The 20,639-nt window shown below is 32.8% G+C and carries 19 protein-coding genes and 1 pseudogene; 5 read left to right on the plus strand and 15 right to left on the minus strand.

Annotated features, from left to right (window positions below; genetic code table 11):
- Window positions 1–98: 98 nt before the first annotated feature.
- A complete protein-coding gene (locus tag C4S35_RS06260; protein ID WP_103999361.1) occupies window positions 99–1,721 on the minus strand; it encodes an OstA-like protein in 1,623 nt (540 codons plus the stop codon).
- A gap of 287 nt (window positions 1,722–2,008) precedes the next feature.
- Between C4S35_RS06260 and C4S35_RS06265 the strand changes: the two genes are divergently transcribed.
- Window positions 2,009–3,880: an alpha-amylase family glycosyl hydrolase gene (locus C4S35_RS06265; protein ID WP_103999362.1), complete on the plus strand. Its 1,872-nt coding sequence runs from the start codon at window positions 2,009–2,011 to the stop codon at window positions 3,878–3,880.
- A gap of 98 nt (window positions 3,881–3,978) precedes the next feature.
- Here the strand turns inward: C4S35_RS06265 and C4S35_RS06270 are convergent, their stop codons facing one another.
- From C4S35_RS06270 to rsfS, 7 genes are all read right to left on the minus strand, one after another.
- On the minus strand, window positions 3,979–4,749 hold the full coding sequence (locus tag C4S35_RS06270) for a superoxide dismutase (RefSeq protein WP_103999363.1): 771 nt from the start codon (window positions 4,747–4,749) through the stop codon (window positions 3,979–3,981).
- A gap of 6 nt (window positions 4,750–4,755) precedes the next feature.
- Window positions 4,756–5,025, minus strand: coding sequence for an acyl-CoA-binding protein (locus C4S35_RS06275; RefSeq protein WP_103999364.1), 270 nt, complete (start codon window positions 5,023–5,025; stop codon window positions 4,756–4,758).
- A complete protein-coding gene (locus C4S35_RS06280) occupies window positions 5,025–5,678 on the minus strand; it encodes a phosphatidylserine decarboxylase family protein (RefSeq protein WP_103999365.1) in 654 nt (217 codons plus the stop codon). Before C4S35_RS06280 ends, C4S35_RS06275 begins: the two co-directional genes overlap by 1 nt.
- On the minus strand, window positions 5,668–6,558 hold the full coding sequence (locus tag C4S35_RS06285) for a phosphatidate cytidylyltransferase (protein ID WP_103999366.1): 891 nt from the start codon (window positions 6,556–6,558) through the stop codon (window positions 5,668–5,670). Before C4S35_RS06285 ends, C4S35_RS06280 begins: the two co-directional genes overlap by 11 nt.
- 1 nt (window position 6,559) lies before the next feature.
- On the minus strand, window positions 6,560–7,162 hold the full coding sequence (locus C4S35_RS06290; RefSeq protein ID WP_103999367.1) for an LUD domain-containing protein: 603 nt from the start codon (window positions 7,160–7,162) through the stop codon (window positions 6,560–6,562).
- A gap of 115 nt (window positions 7,163–7,277) precedes the next feature.
- A complete protein-coding gene (gene ftsH, locus C4S35_RS06295; protein WP_073207169.1) occupies window positions 7,278–9,203 on the minus strand; it encodes an ATP-dependent zinc metalloprotease FtsH in 1,926 nt (641 codons plus the stop codon).
- 14 nt (window positions 9,204–9,217) lie between these two features.
- Complete coding sequence (rsfS, locus tag C4S35_RS06300) at window positions 9,218–9,589, minus strand: ribosome silencing factor (protein WP_103999368.1); 372 nt, start codon at window positions 9,587–9,589, stop codon at window positions 9,218–9,220.
- Between the two features lie 95 nt (window positions 9,590–9,684).
- Between rsfS and C4S35_RS06305 the strand changes: the two genes are divergently transcribed.
- Window positions 9,685–10,413, plus strand: coding sequence for a biotin--[acetyl-CoA-carboxylase] ligase (locus C4S35_RS06305; protein ID WP_103999369.1), 729 nt, complete (start codon window positions 9,685–9,687; stop codon window positions 10,411–10,413).
- A 65-nt stretch (window positions 10,414–10,478) separates the two neighbouring features.
- Here C4S35_RS06305 and C4S35_RS06310 read toward each other — a convergent pair whose 3' ends face one another.
- Together C4S35_RS06310 and pyrE are read right to left on the minus strand one after the other, a co-directional pair.
- On the minus strand, window positions 10,479–10,871 hold the full coding sequence (locus C4S35_RS06310) for an SRPBCC family protein (protein ID WP_103999370.1): 393 nt from the start codon (window positions 10,869–10,871) through the stop codon (window positions 10,479–10,481).
- A gap of 24 nt (window positions 10,872–10,895) precedes the next feature.
- Window positions 10,896–11,537: an orotate phosphoribosyltransferase gene (pyrE, locus tag C4S35_RS06315; protein ID WP_103999371.1), complete on the minus strand. Its 642-nt coding sequence runs from the start codon at window positions 11,535–11,537 to the stop codon at window positions 10,896–10,898.
- 7 nt (window positions 11,538–11,544) lie between these two features.
- Here pyrE and C4S35_RS06320 point away from each other — a divergent pair, with 7 nt between their 5' ends.
- Together C4S35_RS06320 and C4S35_RS06325 are read left to right on the plus strand one after the other, a co-directional pair.
- Window positions 11,545–12,147, plus strand: a complete 603-nt coding sequence (locus C4S35_RS06320; RefSeq protein WP_103999372.1) for an NUDIX hydrolase — start codon at window positions 11,545–11,547, stop codon at window positions 12,145–12,147.
- A 251-nt stretch (window positions 12,148–12,398) separates the two neighbouring features.
- On the plus strand, window positions 12,399–12,905 hold the full coding sequence (locus tag C4S35_RS06325) for a C40 family peptidase (RefSeq protein WP_159916665.1): 507 nt from the start codon (window positions 12,399–12,401) through the stop codon (window positions 12,903–12,905).
- Window positions 12,906–13,227: 322 nt separating this feature from the next.
- Here C4S35_RS06325 and C4S35_RS06330 read toward each other — a convergent pair whose 3' ends face one another.
- From C4S35_RS06330 to C4S35_RS06345, 4 genes are all read right to left on the minus strand, one after another.
- Window positions 13,228–14,289 (minus strand): alkaline phosphatase D family protein, encoded by a 1,062-nt coding sequence (locus C4S35_RS06330; protein ID WP_103999374.1) that lies wholly within the window; start codon window positions 14,287–14,289, stop codon window positions 13,228–13,230.
- Window positions 14,290–14,379: 90 nt separating this feature from the next.
- Entirely contained in the window at window positions 14,380–14,670 is a 291-nt protein-coding gene (locus C4S35_RS06335) for a glyoxalase superfamily protein (protein ID WP_208618866.1), read from the minus strand.
- A gap of 60 nt (window positions 14,671–14,730) precedes the next feature.
- Window positions 14,731–15,522: a transglutaminase domain-containing protein gene (locus C4S35_RS06340; protein WP_103999375.1), complete on the minus strand. Its 792-nt coding sequence runs from the start codon at window positions 15,520–15,522 to the stop codon at window positions 14,731–14,733.
- A gap of 255 nt (window positions 15,523–15,777) precedes the next feature.
- Complete coding sequence (locus C4S35_RS06345; protein ID WP_103999376.1) at window positions 15,778–17,196, minus strand: amidohydrolase family protein; 1,419 nt, start codon at window positions 17,194–17,196, stop codon at window positions 15,778–15,780.
- Between the two features lie 371 nt (window positions 17,197–17,567).
- Here C4S35_RS06345 and C4S35_RS06350 point away from each other — a divergent pair.
- Window positions 17,568–19,098: pseudogene (locus C4S35_RS06350) on the plus strand (SulP family inorganic anion transporter).
- Window positions 19,099–19,217: 119 nt separating this feature from the next.
- Here the strand turns inward: C4S35_RS06350 and C4S35_RS06355 are convergent.
- Window positions 19,218–20,504: an NAD(P)/FAD-dependent oxidoreductase gene (locus C4S35_RS06355; protein WP_341865121.1), complete on the minus strand. Its 1,287-nt coding sequence runs from the start codon at window positions 20,502–20,504 to the stop codon at window positions 19,218–19,220.
- Between the last annotated feature and the right edge of the window lie 135 nt (window positions 20,505–20,639).

Raw genomic sequence — 20,639 nt, forward strand, 5'->3', positions numbered from 1 at the left:
TTTTTTCGCAAAATTTACGAAGTTTTTTAAAGGTATTTTTTAATCTACAATGTGTTATCTGTAACTTGATACTGAAAACTGTGACTGAACAATGAACACTATTTCTTGCCTTTCTTTTTGTCGTAATTCAATGTTTCTTTTCGAATTTTCATAGGAACATCTTTCTTAGCTTCATCAGCTTTAGTTGCTTTAGCTATTTTATCATTATCTTCATTTTCCTCAGGTGGAAATATATCATCTTTTGATTTAACCCTTTCATCACCACGCCAGACTAATCCTCTTAACTTTCGGGCATTTTCAGGTAGGTCTTTTTCGGGATAAATGTCACCATCCACTTGTTTGAAAAAAGTAATGCTCTCAATGGCATTTTTTTCTAAAATAAGATTGATTTTGCTACTCACATTTTTATTGATACCTATGAGTTCTTTGGCATCATTGCGCATATAATAAATGACCTCTGTATTTTTTACAATATCAACATCATGGAGTTTTCCTTCTTCAAATTTTCCATAAAGATTTTGCCCTTTTACTTGATTGTAACCCGTTCCTAATGTGTCTTTGGAGACCAAAAATGTATTATTAAGTACTTTGAGGGAATCAAGTTTTTGGGTCGTATTATTTCCAATAAGATGCATAACATCCCCTGTAATTTGGCTTTCTCCATTCCAAAGTATTGGGTTTCCTATCATTTTTGTCAGGGCAGTTTTTGAACTCGAATGTATCGAATCACACTTGCCGCTCATATCCTTTTTAAAAAATCTAACATTGTTAAAAGCTCGAATAATACGATTCCCTTCTTTACCGGTTACCATCAATTTTTTTCCGTGAATATAAACGGAGTCATTTTCAACAAAGTTTACAGCCACGGCCCTTTTGGTTACAAAAACAGAATCCTTTTTTTTATATAATTCGGCATAATGCCCTTTAATAATTCCCCGATTAATGGAGTCGGTTATTTTTACATTCCGCGTTGCCGATGCAAATTCCCTGTTTCGGTCATAATACAAACTATCTCCTTTAATCACCCTATCGTCATATTTGATGTAGGATTTCTTTACAAAATGGGCCAGATTTTTTTTAGTGTCATAAAATCCTTTTTCAGTGTAAATATAATTGGCTTTACTAGTAATAGTGGAAGGTCCAAAAAGATAAGAGTGACCAGAATTGCTGTAGTAATCCAAATGATTGGATTTTATCACATACGTTGGATTGGTAATCGTAACGGCAGTAAGGAATTGAAACTTTTTTTGAGCAACATAATATCTGCCTGATTTACTGTTTAATGTGTTCTCCTTATTGGTAATTGTACCTTGCGTATTATAATATACTTCTTGAGTATTTCTGTTGAAGTTGATAGTATCAGTAGCCAACGTCGCATCGGGAGAACTCATAACCGCGTTTCCTGTTGCAAATGCCTGTTTTACATTACCATTATATTCCGCATATCTGCTGTTTAAAAATAGGGTATCACCTTGTACGATTTGTACATTTCCAAATGCTTTTATGTAATTTTCTTTTTGAAAGTAATATGCTTTATTACAAGTCAGCACCACACCATCATGATTAACACGAACATTTCCGGTCAGCAAAAAAGCATCTGGAATTTCTACTTGATTTACATCTGCAAAATCTGAATGTTCAACAATAATTTTTTTTGAGGCTTGAGCCAAAATCAAATTTGTACTAAGCAGTATTAAACAACAAAATAGGAATTTCTTCAATGGATTTATTTTTTGTCAAATTTATGAAAAAGGTTACAAACCTAATCGATATTAGGATTTTTTTATAATACTCGAAAAACGCACCAAAAACAATACAACTCTGCTTTTAAAGTTATCAACAAATAGCGCTACTCTTTCGTTGTAGTTGTTGTTTTAAAACGAGTATTTATTTTAATTGATACCGATTTTAAGTTCTTTCTATAAATTACATTAAATTTAAAAATTCAATAACCCATTAGGTTCATTAATCTAAAAAAACGAATTGAAACCAGCATAAATAATTTTATATGATAAAAAAGACAATTATAGTTGCAGGGATTAGCGTGGTGCTATTGGCAACTGCTTGCAAAACAAAAGATTTAAAAATGAATGCAGAAAAGAAAGACATAGTCGATAATAAGAAAATTGTAGTATATCAAGTTTTCACCCGATTATTCGGAAATAAAAATACGACCAATAAACCTTGGGGAACTGCTGAAGAAAATGGAGTTGGAAAGTTTAATGATTTCACCGATAAAGCGCTACATGAAATAAAGGATTTAGGCGTATCTTATATTTGGTATACAGGAGTTCCACATCATGCCTTGATTCGGGATTATACAGCAATAGGAATTTCGAATGATGATCCAGAAGTAGTAAAAGGAAGAGCTGGTTCTCCTTATGCAGTAAAAGATTACTATAATGTAAACCCTGATTTAGCGGTGAATCCGGAAAATCGGTTACAGGAATTTGAAGGATTAATTGCGAGAACCCATAAAGCGGGATTAAAAGTGATTATTGATATTGTTCCCAATCATATTGCACGCAAATACGAAGGGAAGAATAATCCAGTTGGGGTTAACGACTTTGGTGCTGATGATGATGTTTCTGTTGAATATAAAAGAGACAATAATTTCTATTATATTCCAAATACTCGGTTTGAAATTCCAAATACTGCAAAACCATTAAATGGCGAAAAGAACTTGTTAGTGGACGGAAAATTTCAGGAATACCCAGCCAAATGGACAGGAAATGGTTCTCGAATGGCAAAACCAGATAAGAATGATTGGTACGAAACCGTAAAAGTAAATTATGGAATTCGCCCGGATGGTTCTAAAGATTTCCCAACGCTTCCTGCTGGTTTTGATACCAAATCTTATCAAGAACATTACAATTTTTGGAAAGATAAAGACGTTCCGGATTCTTGGAAAAAATTCCGTTCAATTGCTCTATATTGGAAAGCAAAAGGAGTAGACGGTTTTCGATATGATATGGCCGAAATGGTTCCATATGAATTTTGGAGTTATATGAATTCTGCTGTAAAAATGGCTAACCCAGATGCTTTTTTATTGGCTGAAGTTTATAATCCTAAAGAATATAGAAATTACATTCATCTGGGGAAAATGGATTATCTGTATGATAAAGTCGAAACGTATGATAAATTAAAAGATATCATTCAAGGAAGATCATTGCCTGATGGATTATCAGACATACAAAAGGGAATGGCAGATATTGAACATCATATGTTACATTTTCTCGATAATCATGATGAGCAGCGTTTAGCTAGCGCTGAATTTGCAGGAACACCTCAAAAAGGCAAGCCATTGATGGTCGTTTCGACTGCGATAAGTACTTCGCCAACTATGGTTTATTTTGGACAAGAAGTAGGAGAAGCAGGAAACGAAAATGCAGGTTTCGGTACCCATTCCAGAACTTCAATATTTGATTATATAGGAGTTCCAAATCATCAACGTTGGATGAATGGGGGAAAATTTGACGGAGGCCAACTCACACGAGACGAAAAAGAATTGCGTGATTTTTATAAACGATTGCTTAATTTTTCAATTAATAGTTCAGCATTAATGTCTGAATTTGAAGAAATTCAAGCTCTAAATCGTAATAATACAAAAGGTTATGATCCTGGAATTTATTCATTCGCACGTTGGTCTGATACTCAAAAATTGATTGTGGTCGCAAATTTTTCTTGGCTTTCTACTAGCAATTTTGAACTAAACATTCCTTCCGACCTTATTCAAAAGTGGAATTTGAAAGATGGTAATTATACATTAACGGATCAATTGTATCATAAAAGTTCGATTCAATTGCAAGTTATTAACGGTGAAGGAAAAGCGCGAATTACAATCGCTCCATCAGAATCATTTATTTATCAATTGAAATAACTCAATTATAATAAGATTTTTAATACTAAATTTCTATAAAAAATAAATGCTGCTACATATTTCGTAGCAGCATTTATTTTATCTTAAAAGTGAAACGGCTATTTCTTTACAGCAGATTCGTAATTCTCTGCTACTTTTTTCCAATTGATTACATTGAAAAATGCATCGATGTAATTTTTTCTTTTGTATTGGTAGTCAATATAATAAGCGTGCTCCCAAATGTCTAAAGCCAAAATAGGTTTTCCTGGTATTAATGCATTCAACATTAAAGGATTGTCTTGATTTTGAGTACTCGTAATTTGTAATTCACCTGATTTATCAACTACTAGCCATACCCAACCAGAACCAAATAATTTTTCGGATTCATTTTTAAATAATGAAGTGAAATCTTCAAATGATCCAAATTTTTTAGTAATTGCGTCTGCTAAAAGATCAGTAGGCTGCCCGCCAGCTTTAGAAGCCATGCATCCCCAATATAGCGTGTGATTGTAAAAACCACCTGCATTATTTCTGAGATTAGCATCATTCAAATCTAATTTAGCTAATACTTCCTCTATCGTTAGGTTTTCCAATGGTGTTCCTGCTAACGCCCTGTTCAAATTATTGGTGTATGTAAGATAATGTTTAGAGTAATGCATTTCTAATGTAGCCGCAGAGATGTTTGGAGCTAATGCGTCGTAGGAATAAGGTAGTTTTTCCATCTGAAAAGAACCTTCATTTGCTTTCACATCTTCAGGAAGTCCCATAGCTACTTTTTCTTGAGCTGTAGGGAGAGGAACATCAACAACTTCAGTCAGTTTTTTATTATTACAGGACAGCAACAATGAGACTAAAAGCAAATTAGCTATTAAAAAAATATTATTTTTCATTTGAATTTATTTTTTTAAAATAGAATTAATGATTTCGATGTACTGTTCTTTGGCTTCATCAGCAGTAAGATGGCTGACTTGCATCCAAGCATTGGTTTTGAAAGCATCTCTCAGATGATAGTTTGATGCTTGTTTTAAATCTAAAATTCCCAAAGTAGCCTGTTTATAAAAAGCATAAAGTCTCAGCTGGACATCTTGAGGTAAAGATGCCTGGGTCATTTTAGAAGCAATTTCAACGGCCTCTTGAAATCGGTTATCTAAATCTTTTTCAATCATTATCCTTTTGTAGCAATAATTGTTTTCCCTCCAATGGCTTTTTGATTAAGCACCACATTGATAGGTGTTCCTAAAGGTAAAAATATATCTACTCTTGAACCAAATTTTATGAAACCTGCATCAGTTCCCTGAATAACTTGCATTCCTTCTTCGGCATAATTTACAATTCTTCGAGCTAAAGCTCCTGCAATTTGTCTATATAGAATTTTACCGAATGTCTCATTTTCAATGATAACTGTAGTTCTTTCGTTTTCTTCACTAGCTTTTGGATGCCATGCCACTAAAAATTTTCCAGGATGGTATTTACTGAATTTTACAATTCCGCTTAGGGCATAACGAGTCACATGTACATTTATTGGTGACATGAAAATAGATATTTGAAGACGTTTGTCTTTGAAATATTCTCCCTCAAAAACTTCTTCAATAACAACTACTTTACCATCAACAGGAGCAAGAATTTGATTTTCATTAAGGATAACAGTCCTTTTTGGATTTCTAAAAAATTGCAATATGATAATTAACACCAGGAATGCACTTATTTGAATCAACATTTTAATCCAGTTGGTGTCAATAAATTTATCAGACAATAAAAGCACTCCTGTACTGAAAATGATGCCTAATAATATAGACGGGGTTCCTTCTTTATGAAACATAGTTTAAGATTTGGTAAAATAAAAATATAATTGGTGCTACAAATATAACACTATCTAGTCGATCTAGAATGCCTCCATGACCAGGCATTATACTGCCGCTATCTTTTACGCCAGCAATACGTTTGAATTTGGATTCAATTAAGTCTCCTATTGTACCTAAGATCCCAACAATAACAGCAATTGAGGTCCAAATTAATATTGATTTTTCGCTAAACTGCGGATTGGCTCTTATATAATATTTTGAGATAAGATAACCTGCTAAAACTGCAAAAATAATTCCGCCAAGAAATCCTTCAACTGTTTTTTTAGGGGATATTTTTTCAAGTAATTTGGTTCGGCCTATAGATTTCCCAACAATATAAGCGAAGGTGTCGTTAGTCCATATTAAAATGAATAATCCAATTATAATTTTAGGATTATAATCATTTATTCCAAAAGAAATTTTAGTAATGAATACAAATGGTAGGATAATATACCCTAATAAGTATAAGTATTTTGATGAAGTGCTTATTTTTTGAATGTTATCATAAAATAAGAAAAGGATACATTTGATGGATACTACCAATGCGATAACCAATAAAACAATATCTAATTGTTGTATGTCTATTGCAATTTCTAAATCAGTATTAAATAATTGATTGATACTATCGGTAGTGATTTTATTGTAATGACTCACTAAAGTTACAGAAATGTATAAAACTGTTCCGAAAAAAATTGGAAATACTTTGTTTATTTGTACTAAATTACAAAATTCATAAATAGCAATAATCAGGAAAGCTCCAAATAATATAAAAAAGCTTTCAGTTGAATATAATATTGCGGCTAATAATAAAATTATGTAAACAGCACCAGACATTGCCCTCTTAAGTGTTTCATTCATCTTATTGGTCTTCTAAAAGCAACAAATAAAGATTTTTAGCAGAACTTCCGTATTGTGTAAAATCTTCCTCTTTAGCTTTTTCGAAATATTTTATAGTGGTAATGTTGGTAGGGTAGTCTCTTTCGTATTTCTTTTTTATAGCGCTAAGACCATCGCTTTTGGTAGCAAGAATTTGGCTGGTAGTGGCTAAAATTATAATGTTTGCAGGAAGTTCGTTTGGTTTGTGCTGTTTTATTTGCTTCGAAGAAAATAATATAGAACCCTCTTCCGCAATTAAATTTTCACAAGTTGCAAAAAGAAATTTAGGATTTGCTGCTTTATCGTAGGTAAGATTATTTTCATCAAGAATCTCAAAAAGGGAAGGGTCATAACACATTACAGCACTTTCAAACCAATCATTTTCTTCTAGTATGTTTTCAAAATGTTCACTTACTTCTTCTGAGTTTTCACAATATAAAAATTTACCACCATTTTTTTTAAAATTATATATAAATTTTTCATCTATAGAGGTAGCATTATCAGTAAAGGATTTACTAAATTCACTTTCTTTATCTTCATCAGAGGCTGGGTTACTAGAACCAAAAAATTTTCTAAAAAGACTCATATACTTTTAAACTACTTGATTTATTATTTGAAAACGTTCAAAGATAAAAAAATCTTAATTCAAAAGAGGTTTTTGAATTAAGATTTTAAAAATATTTAAATTGTATGTTTTTTTTTTAAGAGACTACTTCTTCAAGATTTTTATCAAAAGTTCTTTTTCCAAAAATAGCTTCTAAATCATCTTTGAAAATAACTTCCTTTTCAATGAGTATATTTGCAAGCTGATTTAGCTTGTCTTTATTTTCTTCTAATATTTCAATAGCTCTTTGGTATTGACTTTCAATAAGTAATGAAATTTCTTCGTCAATGATTCTTGCGGTTTCTTCAGAATATGGTTTTGAAAAACTATATTCACTTTGGCCGGTTGAATCATAATAAGTAACGTTACCAATTTTTTCATTCAAACCATATATTGTAACCATTGCTCGAGCTTGCTTAGTCACTTTTTCTAAATCGCTTAATGCTCCAGTAGAAATTCTGTTGAAAGTCACTTTTTCAGCAGCTCTACCACCCATTGTAGCGCACATTTCGTCTAGCATTTGATCAGGACGAACAATTAATCGTTCTTCCGGTAAATACCATGCTGCTCCAAGGCTTTGTCCTCTTGGAACAATTGTCACTTTAATTAACGGTGCAGCGTGTTCTAGCATCCAGCTTACAGTTGCGTGACCAGCTTCGTGAATAGCAATTGCTTTCTTTTCTTCTGGAGTTACAATTTTATTTTTCTTTTCAAGACCACCAACAATTCTGTCAACAGCATCAAGGAAATCTTGTTTATCAACAGCTGTTTTGTTGTTTCTCGCAGCAATCAAAGCAGCTTCATTACATACATTAGCAATATCAGCACCTGAAAAACCAGGAGTTTGTTTTGCTAAAAAGTCTGTATCAAGTCCTTCGATTTTTTTCAAAGGAGCTAAGTGAACTTTAAAGATTTCAGCACGTTCACGAATATCGGGTAAATCAACAAAAATTTGTCTGTCAAATCGTCCCGCACGCATCAAGGCTTTGTCAAGAACATCGGCTCTATTTGTAGCAGCCAAAACAATTACGTTAGAATTGGTACCAAAACCATCCATCTCTGTTAACAATTGGTTCAAAGTATTCTCACGTTCATCGTTCCCACCTGACATATTGCTTTTTCCTCTAGCTCTACCTACCGCATCAATTTCATCAATAAAAATGATCGCTGGAGATTTTTCTTTTGCTTGTTTAAATAGGTCACGCACACGTGATGCTCCTACACCTACAAACATTTCAACAAAATCAGAACCAGATAAAGAGAAAAACGGTACTTGTGCTTCACCTGCAACGGCTTTCGCTAATAAGGTTTTTCCTGTTCCGGGAGGTCCAACCAATAAGGCTCCTTTTGGAATTTTTCCTCCAAGGTTGGTGTATTTTTCAGGATTTTTTAAAAATTCTACAATTTCTTGTATTTCTTCTTTTGCTCCTTCAAGTCCGGCTACATCTTTAAATGTAGTCTTAATATCTGTTTTTTCGTCAAAAAGCTTAGCTTTCGATTTGCCGATATTAAAAATCTGTCCGCCGCCACCTCCGCCGCCGCCTGACATTTTTCTCATAATAAAAATCCAGACACCAATGATGATAATTATTGGTAATAAACTGATGAGTATATCAGTCCAGTTGTTTTTTGGCAAGAAATTAAAATCTTTTAATTTTCCTTCGGCAACTGCTTTTTCCAGTTTAGTTTGAAATATTTGATCATTTCCAATATCAAAAGAGTAATGAGGACCTTTATTAGGTCTGTCAAAAACATCTTTTGCTACTTTTTTATGAACAGCATCTTTTAATGCTGCTGCGTTAAGATACACCTCGGCTTCTGTTTTGTTGTAAACGATAACTTTTTCAATTTGTCCTTTTTCTAAATAGGTATTAAATTTAGATGAAGTTAATTGTGCGGGTTCTTGTAAGCTGGATCCCCCAGTTATAAAACTTATAAACAAAAAAATTAATAATATTGCAGTGTAAATTAACCAAGGACTTACTTTGAATTTATTCGAATTTGGATTATTATCTTTAGCCATTATAAGTTATTTCTTTAGTATTTGTTTTGGATCGTAGTGATTTTTGCATCACCCCAAAGGCTCTCTATATTGTAATATTCACGGATGTGTTTTTGGAAAACATGCACTACTATATTGACATAATCCATAAGAACCCATTCCGCATTGTCAGTTCCTTCAACATGCCAAGGTTTGTCTTTCAATTCTTTTGAAACTGTTTTTTGAATAGAGCTAACAATCGCGTTAACTTGTGTATTTGAATTACCATTGCAGATGATAAAATAGTCACAAACGGCGGTGTCTATTTCTCTTAAATCAAGAATATCGATATCATTTCCTTTTACCTCTTCTATGCCTTTAATGATGTTTGCCAATAGGTCATCATTATTTATAGTCTTTTTCGCCATGAATTATTTTTAAATAAGTTTGTAAAGTTACCATTTTTTGTGATTATTTTTGAACCTTAACATAATATTAAATTCTGTTTCACAAAATACGTTATATGAAACTAATCAAACTCGATGCCATAGATTCAACAAATGAGTTTCTCAAAGGATTATCAAACAAACAAGTACTGGAAAACTTTACGGTAGTTACTGCTGAAAATCAAACAAAAGGAAAAGGACAAATGGGAGCCATTTGGGCTTCTGAGGCGGGTAAAAACTTAATATTGAGTGTTTTGGTAAAGGATTTTTTATCAGATATTTGTCAGATATATAATCTCAATATAATAGTCTCGCTCGCCGTAATTGATGCCCTTAAATTATATAAGATTCCAAATCTTAGTATCAAATGGCCAAACGACATTATGTCATATAATAAAAAAATAGGTGGTATTTTGATTGAAAACAGCATCAAAAGTGACGGAAGTATCGTTTCTATTGTCGGTTTAGGTTTAAATGTAAATCAAACTAATTTTGAAAATTTGCCTAAAGCGTCTTCACTGGCAGTTATTTCGCATGCAAAATTTGACAAAGAAGATTTACTATTTACAATTATTGATAATTTGGAACAAAAGATTAAACTATGGAAGCATCAATCGGATTTATTATGGTTGGATTACTCCAATAAGTTATTTAAAAAAGGAATTCCAATGCCTTTTTCAAATCTAAACAATCAAAATTTTATGGGAATTATTCAAGGCATATCATCAATAGGGAAACTCGAAATTCTCTTGGAAGATGATAGTATTTCTGAATTTGATATTAAAGAAATTCAAATGCTGTATTAAAAAAAGATGTTTAAGATCGAATTCGATTCTAATCTTAAACATCTTCAATATCAGCTTTGTGGTGTCTACAATTTAACCATATTAGTGGCTAAAGATTGAATAAATTTTCCAATAGGACCTTTTATCATCATTGCCATCATAGGATTAAAATCTCCTTCAAAATCAAGTTTAACATCACTTGAATTATCCGTAATTGCATTAATATTAGCAATTAATGTGAATGGAAGTTTGTCGCTCGCCGCACCCAAAACAATTTTGTTTGGCGCTACTTTTTCTTTCATTTTTAATTTTATTTCCGGCATACCTTTTAATCCAAAAATAAAAGCATCGTCACCAATAACTTCAAATTTTGCAATATTTTCAGGCATTAATTTTTCGAAATTTTGCACATTGCTCAATAAATCAAATAATTCTTGTGCTGATTTTCCGACAGTAACTTTTGGACTTTCTAAGTTCATATATTTTAGATTATTTTATTTTATTTAAACGTTCCAAGTTGATGGACTCACATTCCATTCTCTTAAAGTTTGTTCTTCTTTTTCCGTAATATATTTTTTGGCAACAGCCAAATTCAACAAATTTTGATAATTGCTTAACGTCAATAAATCGATATTGGCATTTTTAAAATTTTGGTCTGCAACATCAAATCCATAAGTGAATATTGCTGCCATACCTTTTATGTTTGCTCCTGCTGCACGCAAAGCTTCTACAGCAAGTAAACTGCTGTTTCCCGTGCTTATTAAGTCCTCTACAACGACAACATTTTGCCCTTTTTGTAAAAAACCTTCCACTTGATTTAACCTTCCATGTTTTTTTGCTTCTGGACGAACATACACAAATGGTAACCCTAAACTCTCTGCGACTAGCATACCAATTCCTATCGCTCCAGTAGCTACACCAGCAATAACATCGGGTTTACCAAATTGTTTTTCAATATTTTTGGCAAACTCATCGCGAACATAATTTCTTATGGCTGGAAATGAGAGGATTAAACGATTATCGCAATATATTGGCGATTTCCATCCGGAGGCCCATGTAAAAGGATTTCCTGGATTCAATTTAATTGCATTTATTTGCAAAAGCAATTCGGCTGTTTTTTCGGCTGTATCTTTATTAAAAATCATAATACAAATGTATAAAGTTTTTGTTAACGACAAACCACTTTTTTTGACAAATCACATCTCTAAAGAGACAGATTTTCAATTATTCTTGTTAGAGAGTATTGACATAGAGCAACTTATAGTGAAAATATTTCAAAATAAAATTCAAAAAGCTTATTTGTATCATCCTGATGAAAGGGAGATTATGAAGACTTTGAAAGCTAAAATTCCTGTTACTAAAGCTGGAGGAGGCTTAGTTTACAATAAAAAAGGCGAAGTTTTATTTATTTTTAGAAATGGAAAATGGGATTTACCCAAAGGCGGAATTGAAAAAGGAGAAGAAATTGAAGAGACTGCCATGCGTGAAGTAGAGGAGGAGACAGGCGTTAATTTGTTATCTATAAAACATAAACTGCAAAAAACGTATCACGTTTTTAGGCGCAATGGAAAATACAAACTAAAAATTACCCATTGGTTCGAAATGCATTCTGATTTTGAAGGAACTCCTCAAGGACAATTGGAAGAAGGAATTGAAAAAGTGGCTTGGTTAAATCCAGATCAAATTCCGGAAGCTCTAAAGAACTCGTACGAAAATATAAAATTATTATTTGAAGAAGAAAAACTCCTGAGATAGATTATAACGAAAATTTTAGGTAAATTTCTAATCAATTTTGATACTAATGAGCTCGATATATCGGACTTATTCCTTTTAAATCATATTTTGTTTTAAGATATATAAAATGTAAGATATGTTGTACCTTGCTTATTCAATTATGCAGTACCTGATAGCTACAGCCATTTTAGTACCTCAATGTGCAATAATTTAATTCTATTATAATGACTTCTAAAAAGATAAATATCCTAAAATTCACTAAATTTATTGGTTTGTGTCTACTTATTTTATGCAGTGTTGCGTACAGTCTACCGAGAGCTGAGACGTCTTCACTACAAAAAAATGAGACTATTGTCAAAGAAATAGTTATACGTCCAATTGAAAATAATGATTCCTTAGGAGACAAGATTGTGAGCTTTGGAATGAGACTATTAGGAACACCTTATATTGTTGCCGGATCTGGCAAAAATGGGTTTGACTGTTCAGGTTTTGTTTACTTTGTTTTTAATCATTTTAAAATTCAGGTACCACGCAGTTCTTCACAGTTTGAGAATTATGGGAAAGAAATCCCGATTGGCAGTGTAAAAAAAGGAGATATTTTGTTGTTTTTTAGTCCTACCAGAAACGTGATTGGCCATATAGGTATCGTATCAAATCCAAAAGGTATGGAAAGTGATTTTATCCACGCCACGTCAGGTCGTGAAATGAAAGTGGTTGTTACAAGTCTAAAAAAGCCAGGTTATACAAGTAGGTTCGTTAAAGCAATACGAGTTTTGTAATGTAGAAAATATTTATAAAGTTTTGACTTTTAATTGTTTACGATTGTGGGCGCAAATTCAGAGGTATTTGTGCAGCGTAAAGAATAAATATTTTGCGACGCTGTGGGATATTTTGTTTCACCAATAAGGCATAACTCACATAAATAATAAGAATTATTTATTGTCGTATTTTACTACTTAAATACTCCTTTCATAATGAGTGATTTGAATATTAGGAATATGACATTATTTCGTTTTAAATACTTAGTTATAATCATTTAAAATTATTTAAAATCCAATTAATTTTTTCAAATATAATCTAATTATTCGTACTAAAATATTACTACTTCTTAAAACTAATCTCATTTAATCCAATCGTGTATTCCGCCCGCTGGTTGTCATTGACATCCCAAATTTCCATTTTTATCTGTGGGATTTTCTTTTTCCAGTCTATCGTTATTATACCAAAATGGTTTTCCATAATAGGTCCTTCGATCCTGTTTTTATTGGGTGTTGCAAAATGCCAAGTCGAGGAAAGTCCGCTGGAGGTAAAGTCATAAATAGGATATAATCCAGGCTCGGTAAGTTTAGAGATTTCAGAATAATGTACGTCTCCGCTTAAAAACAAAACGCCGTTAGCTTTAGTCTTTTTGATTAAGTTTAAGAATCTTTTTTGCTCCTGCGGAAAATTAGCCCAACCTTCATAACCGTTGTATTCAATCCCAAATTGAGAGCCGGAACCAATCAGCCGTATATCAGCAGGTTTTTGTAGTTCGTCTTCTAGCCATTTCCATTGCGCCGCTCCTAAGTACGTGGAGTCTGGATTTTGTTGTGGAGCATAATCCAAACTGTAAAAATACCTTTTGTCATGACCAACTTCGCCGTTGTATTTCTTGTAATTGTCTCTGAAAGTACGGTTGTCCAACAAAATAATCTGTACTTTTTTTCCTTTCTTTCCATACATGTAGGAGGTATAAATACCTTCGTGTTTTCGTCTTTCTGAATTTTTAGGTTCATTAAAAAACTTCAGGAATAGTTCTTTAGATGCTTCTTTTTTAGGATAATGCCTACCAACATCATTTTGTCCGTAATCGTGATCGTCCCAAGTGGCAATTATGGGAACATTGTTTTTCAAATTTTGAAATGTCGGCTTAGCACCCATTCTATCGTATTTGGATTGCAGCACAGTCATATTATCCGTATCTCCATATATGTTGTCTCCAAGAAATACGAATAAATCCGTTTTGTGTTGTACTACAATATCAAAAATCGGTAAACGATCACTTTGGTTTGCACAAGACCCAAAGGCTATTTTTGAAATATTTTCTTGGGTATAACCATTCCATGAAAGTACCGACAAAAGCAATAAAAAAAATTGTGTTTTAAAAGAACTTTTCTGAATCATTTTGTATTTTTTTTATTTTTATATTTTCTCCGTAAAAGTCAATCGGTTTCCAAAAGGATCAATTGCTTCCATACTAATAGCATTTGTACTCTAGGAAGCTTTGTCTAAACTGGGTCGGTTGAATTTGTAATTTTTGTCAAGCAACTTTTCGTGATAGGCTTTAAGATTGTTGAAGTTTTCAATATGTATCCTTGCGGCGGGACTACAATCTCCGTGATGTTCTGTTAAATGTATAACGATGCCATCAAGGGATATTTGCAAATAAATAGGGAAGTTTTCTGGTTTATTTTCCCAATCGATTGTAAAACCAAGCCAATCGAAGTAAAATGCTTTGGCTTTTTCGTATTCAAAAATTCTAAAAATAGGTCTCGCAATGGCCATAAATAATTGTAAATAAATTCGTATTCCAAATATAATCAAATTAATTAGGTGCAGATTTATTTAATTGTATTTTGGAAACTCATAAGCATAACTATTTCCTGAAAGATATACTAAACCATGAATAATTGACTCGGGAAGAAATCCCAGTTTATCTAAATAGTAGTCATAGGTTTTGTTGCGATAGTTCGTTACTATAAAAGGGGAGGATTTAGAAATAAGATAAAGATTATTTATGTTTTCCTCGTCAATAGTAAAATTTTTATTGAATTTGGAGTAATATATTTTTTTATTTTCTTTTTTTAAATGAATTAATTCACAAACCGATAATGGTAATTTTGAACTGATATGATAAAAAAATATAGATTTGGATACATCGATAATAATCCACTTTTGAAATTCTTTACAATACACTTCATTGAAGGAATGCCCACCTATCAGGCTTGGTTTTCCCGTACTAATTTTGAGTCCCCATTCTTTTACTTTTAAATCATTAATGACACAAAAATTATTGAAAACTTGTGCAAAATCGCTGCAAACTCCACCTTCACCTTTAATCATTTTGCGTAGCGCATTTTCAGAAGATTTACCCAATCCGGGTCCGCCTTTGATGTTATTTCTAAGCCATTTTGCTATTTTTTTTACTTTTTCAATATCGCTTAATTGAGGTTTCTTTTTAGCTAAAATTATATTGTTTAGTTGGAAATAAATAGCAGGAATATCCTTTTTTTTATTTAGGCCATTGTAACAAAAGCTGTCCGCACGATCACTAGAAACATTCTTAGATATCAATCTAAATCGGATTTTAAACAACAAAGGATGTCTTCTTAAATACCAAAGTAAAGCTCTACTCATCTTCACTAATTTATCTTGTTATTAAACAACTAAATTTCGAAATTTTAAATAATTGGGATTTATTTTAAAATTTAACTATCAAGTAGTTAAGTAGGTAATATCAAATATAAGAAAATAAAAAATTCAAAAAGTGAAAACTTATTTTTTATTTACAAGCATTAAACGAAATAAAAAAAGCCCCGAGTTGGGACTTATTTTTGCATTTTTAAATTTAATTTTTATTGCAATATGAAATAATTTGTTCTTATAAATTATTTATTTTTTTGGAAAATGAGATTCAAAAGTTGTAAATCTGGAATCTAAATTTTTGAGTAATTGTTTCTTGACGGAACTCTCTTTTATAAAACTATAATTGATACTATTGTATACAAATTGTTTGATATCTTCATAAGTGATGTTTTTATATCTTTTCGCCAACAGAACATATTGCTCGGTCATATTGGTTCTTAAAATCCCAGCATCATCGGTACTGATGATTATTGGAACTCCAAATTCTTTATACAATGTCAACGGATGACGGTTTTCTTTTACCTTCAAAATAAATTCATTGCTCACTAAATTTATTTCAATTGGAATGTCTTTCTTAGCCATATATTGCAATAAATCGTACGAATTTTGTTCGTAAGCCATATCAACACCATGACCGATACGATTGGCTCCGGCAATATGTACAGCCGCATTAATATGCCAAGTCAAGTCTTCCGGTTGTACTAATCCCAAAGTAAGTTCACCGGCATGTAGCGTGTATTTCACATTTGGAAAACGAGAATGGCAATATTTAAACATGACCATGTGCAGCCAATAATCTTTCATGGAAGTTTCACCATCTTCAGGAGAAACAATGTTTACACCAGCCATAAGCGAACTGCTGTCAGCCGAGATAAAAGCGATTACAAGATTTTTAAATAAATCAACGGGTTCCATAAAACGCAAGACAAAATTTTGGTAACGCATTGTGAAGCGTTCGTCATCAATCCTAAGGTCGTTATGTAGTTTGGCTACAAAATTAGTATTGAAATCAGTCGCATATGATGAAGCATTATTTTTCTGTAATACATTATACACAGAATCCAAAGACTGCATAATCCCTTTTTCATCTTTTATCTTTGCTAATTGTCGCAGCCGATTATTGAATTTTTTTAAATTATCTGTGTTCATCGAACAAGGAATTGTGGATAATTGGGTTTCAATGTAACTCACATTTTCTATAATAGCTCTATTTTTTAGTTCCAATAATCCTTGCCCAAAATTTCCCTTTATGGCTGGTTCAAACTTCATAAAAGATTCAAAAAACAACTTATCCGATGGATAATCAACATGATTATAGTCTTTAACAGACCATTTCTGCATGATTTTTTGTTTGTATATATCTAATTCTCCACGACTTTTTAAGGTTGAAAATTGTTCCCAGTTTCCAGTTGGTGGTTTTTCCTTTAAAACATCCATCGTTTCGGTATTGAGATAAAAATTGTCAGCAATGGCATGTTCTAATAACGGTTCAGCGTAGATTGATCCGGAATAGTGGTGGTGTAAATCACCTCCTTTTGGCATTTGAGAAAAAAAAGCAGTCAAAGCCGCTTCATTATCTCTAATCTTTTCAAAATAGGTTTTGGCTGTTTGTGAGTAACCAACATTTAATAAGATGGAAAGAAAAAAGGTGAGAAATAATTTCATAGCATATTTTTTATCTAAGCGATTGTTCTTGATGGCCAAAATTGGTTTGTATTTTATTAATTAAAAAAAATTAAAATTGCACAAAGATGAATATTTTTGATTGATTTTAAAAATGTAGCCTATAAACTCTTATTTTTTTTAAACATCAACATTAATTTTTGCCAAATTAAGCAATTCTATTTTCTATTTTAGGTATCGATTAAAAAGTTTTACTTTTGTGGCTCATAAGAAAACAAGTCATATTACATTTTCTCGATTATTTCTCCTTGATTTAGCGCTTGAAGGACATTAGTCTTTCTTGTTTTACTAATATTTTTCAGCTTATCCCGATTTTTTTCGAAATCTTATCATTAATTGTTTAAACAAAAATAATGAAACAGCATTTTAATCTTTTCGATTTTAATAAAACTATAAATTATAAAATTGAAATTTTAGCAGGTCTAACCGTTGCGATGATCATGATTCCGGAGTCGCTTTCCTTTGCCATATTGGCTGGATTTCCGCCATTGGCGGGTTTATATGCTGCTTTTATTACGTGATTAATTACTGCAATATTTGGCGGTAGACCAGGTACGGTATCCGGTGGGGCGTGTGCAACAGTCATTGTATTAATTGCCCTAATGAAATCAAATGGTTTAGAATATGTTTTTGCAGCAGTTGCTTTGGCAGGGATTTTACAAATTTTAGTGGGTATTTTTAAACTCGGAAAATTTATACGGCTGGTGCCTCAACATGTAATGTTTGGATTTGTCAATGGACTAGCTGTAATTATTTTTATGTCGCAATTGGAACAATTCAAAAAGATAGTCAATGGTCAAAGTGAATGGCTTTCTGGCAGCCCTCTAATCATTATGGCTAGTTTAGTCGCACTGACAATTGGAATTGTTGTTTTTTTGCCAAAATTCACAAACGCTATTCCCGCTTCATTAGTTGCCATTTTAGTGGTCTTTGCGTTGGTTTTTTTCTTCGGAATAGATACTAAAACCGTGAAAAATATTGCGTCTGTGAGCGGTGGTTTTCCGCCGTTTCATATTCCCAATATTCCAATAAGCTTGAAAACGCTGCAAATAATTTTTCCTTATGCTTTAATCATGGGATCAGTTGGCTTGACGGAAGGTTTATTGACGCTGAATTTAGTAGATGAAATCACCGAAACTAAAGGCAATGGAAACCGCGAATGCATAGCGCAGGGAAGTGCTAATATTTGAATGGGTTTTTCTTCGGGATGGGTGGTTGCCCTATGATTGCGCAAACATTAGTCAATCTTTCGGCAGGTTCCAGAGCGCGTTTATCCGGGATTGTTGCGGCACTCACTATACTTTTTATTATTTTATTTGGTGCTCCAATAATAGAGCAATTACCCATGGCGGCTTTGGTTGGTGTTATGATTATGGTGGCTGTAGGTACATTTGAATGGGCGAGTTTTAAAATCATCAATAAAATGCCGAGACACGATTTTTCGTTGGAATCTTAGTGGCGGTAGTTACTATTTTATTACATAATTTGGCTTTAGCCGTTTTAATTGGTGTGATTATTTCGGCTTTGGATTTTGCTTGGGAAAGTGCCAAAAGAATTCGCGCCAAGAAATACATCGATGATAAAGGGGTAAAGCATTACGAAATATACGGACCATTATTCTTCGAATCAACTGCGGCATTCGCTGAAAAATTTGATGTATTTGGCGATCCGATTGAAATAATTATAGATTTTAAAGAAAGTAAAATTACCGATATGAGTGCTATTGATGCCGTAAATAAAATCGCGGAACGGTACGCCAAACTTAATAAAACCGTTCATCTCCGTCATTTAAGTGCGGATTGTAAAGAACTCTTAAAAAATGCTGATGAAGTTATTGAAGTTAATATTATGGAAGACCCAACCTATAAAGTGGCAATTGATTAACGTTACAATTAGAGGTACAAAAAAATACCCATACATTCACCTATTTTAATTCTTTCGGTAAAAATTAATATAAGTGAGGTTGGAGCAATAATTGGATTATTTATTTTTAATATAATACGCTATATTTTCATTGCTTCGGCTGCCAATCGCCCGGTTTTTAAAGCGGCATTTATAGAACCATTCAACAAGTGGTCACCGCAAATAAATAGCGTGTCAGAAATTTTTATTTCAGAAGTAGCGACTTCATTGCGTACACTTTCCTGAGTCGGTAAAGCATATTCAATACGATAGGCCTTGAGCATTTTCCATGACGTTACTTTTTGACCGTACCACTGTCTCAGTTCTTCTTTCATGTTTTCGGCTAAAGTTACATCGTCAACAGTTGGGATTCCATTACACGAAACGGAGATTAATATTTTTCCTTGTGGCGCATAAGCTTTAGAAACATTCGACATTACTGTTAAATTGTTTACCCATTTCTTTTGAGTTGACGCATTCAAGATCACAACTGCTTTTTTAGTAGGAGCCTCGTTTGCTTCAAAATAAATGTTGGTTACTTGATGTGAAGTCATTTTTTGTTCTGGAAAGAACTTTACGGTAAGACTATTTGCGGTCGTAGCCAATAGAATTTGGTTGGCTTCTAAAACGGTTCCGTCTGCAGTAATTATTTTATTTCCGTCAATTTCCGCCACTTTTGTATGATATTGGATACTGCCTTGAGGGAGCATGGCGACTAATTGTTTTGGTATTTCTTCCATTCCCAAAGCAGGAACAGCCACATCCCCATCAGAAAACATTTTCATCACAAAATCGAACATTCTTCGGGAAGTATTCAAGTCATTTTCCAGAAAAATACCGGAGAGGAAAGGAGCGTAAAAGCGCTGAATCATTTTTAGACTAAACCCATAATCGGCTAGCTGCTTGCGGGTACTTTGTTCCGGTTGTTCGAAAATTTCTTCGATTGTTATTTTTTGCAATTTATTTTTTAACCAAAGCGTGTTCAGTTTATCCTTTAATGTGCCTACGGGAGCAAAAAGAGTTGCAAATGTAGCCGAAGGTCTTCTAAACGGGTCGGCAATTTCAAAACTGCCACCATCATAAAGTACGGTTGCTCCAGGCAACATTTTCTTTAGGTTTAAGGCGTTGTAATTAAGTAATGCTTTTGTCTCGGGATATGCAGTCAAAAGGACCTGAAATCCTCTGTCTAAAAGGTAGCCCTCATGTGAATCGGTTTTTATTCTTCCGCCTGCACGTTCACTCGCTTCTAACAATAGTACTTTCCGGCCTTGACGATGCAAATAAACCGCAGCTGATAAACCTGCTAGTCCCGCTCCAACGATAATTACATCTTGTTTCATGTTTTTTGAAAATGTTTGGTACAAAAATAAGCCAAATAGGGTTTTCAAATGACTTATATAAGTGACAATTTAAGTTTTATTTCGTTCTAATGTTGAATAACCCTTAATTCCGAACGGTGATTTTTTAATATTAAATTATAGGGCTGTCCGTTATTAAAACCAAATTTTTTAAAAATATTTTTA

Source organism: Flavobacterium urumqiense (assembly GCF_900108015.1).
GTDB classification, from domain to species: domain Bacteria; phylum Bacteroidota; class Bacteroidia; order Flavobacteriales; family Flavobacteriaceae; genus Flavobacterium; species Flavobacterium urumqiense.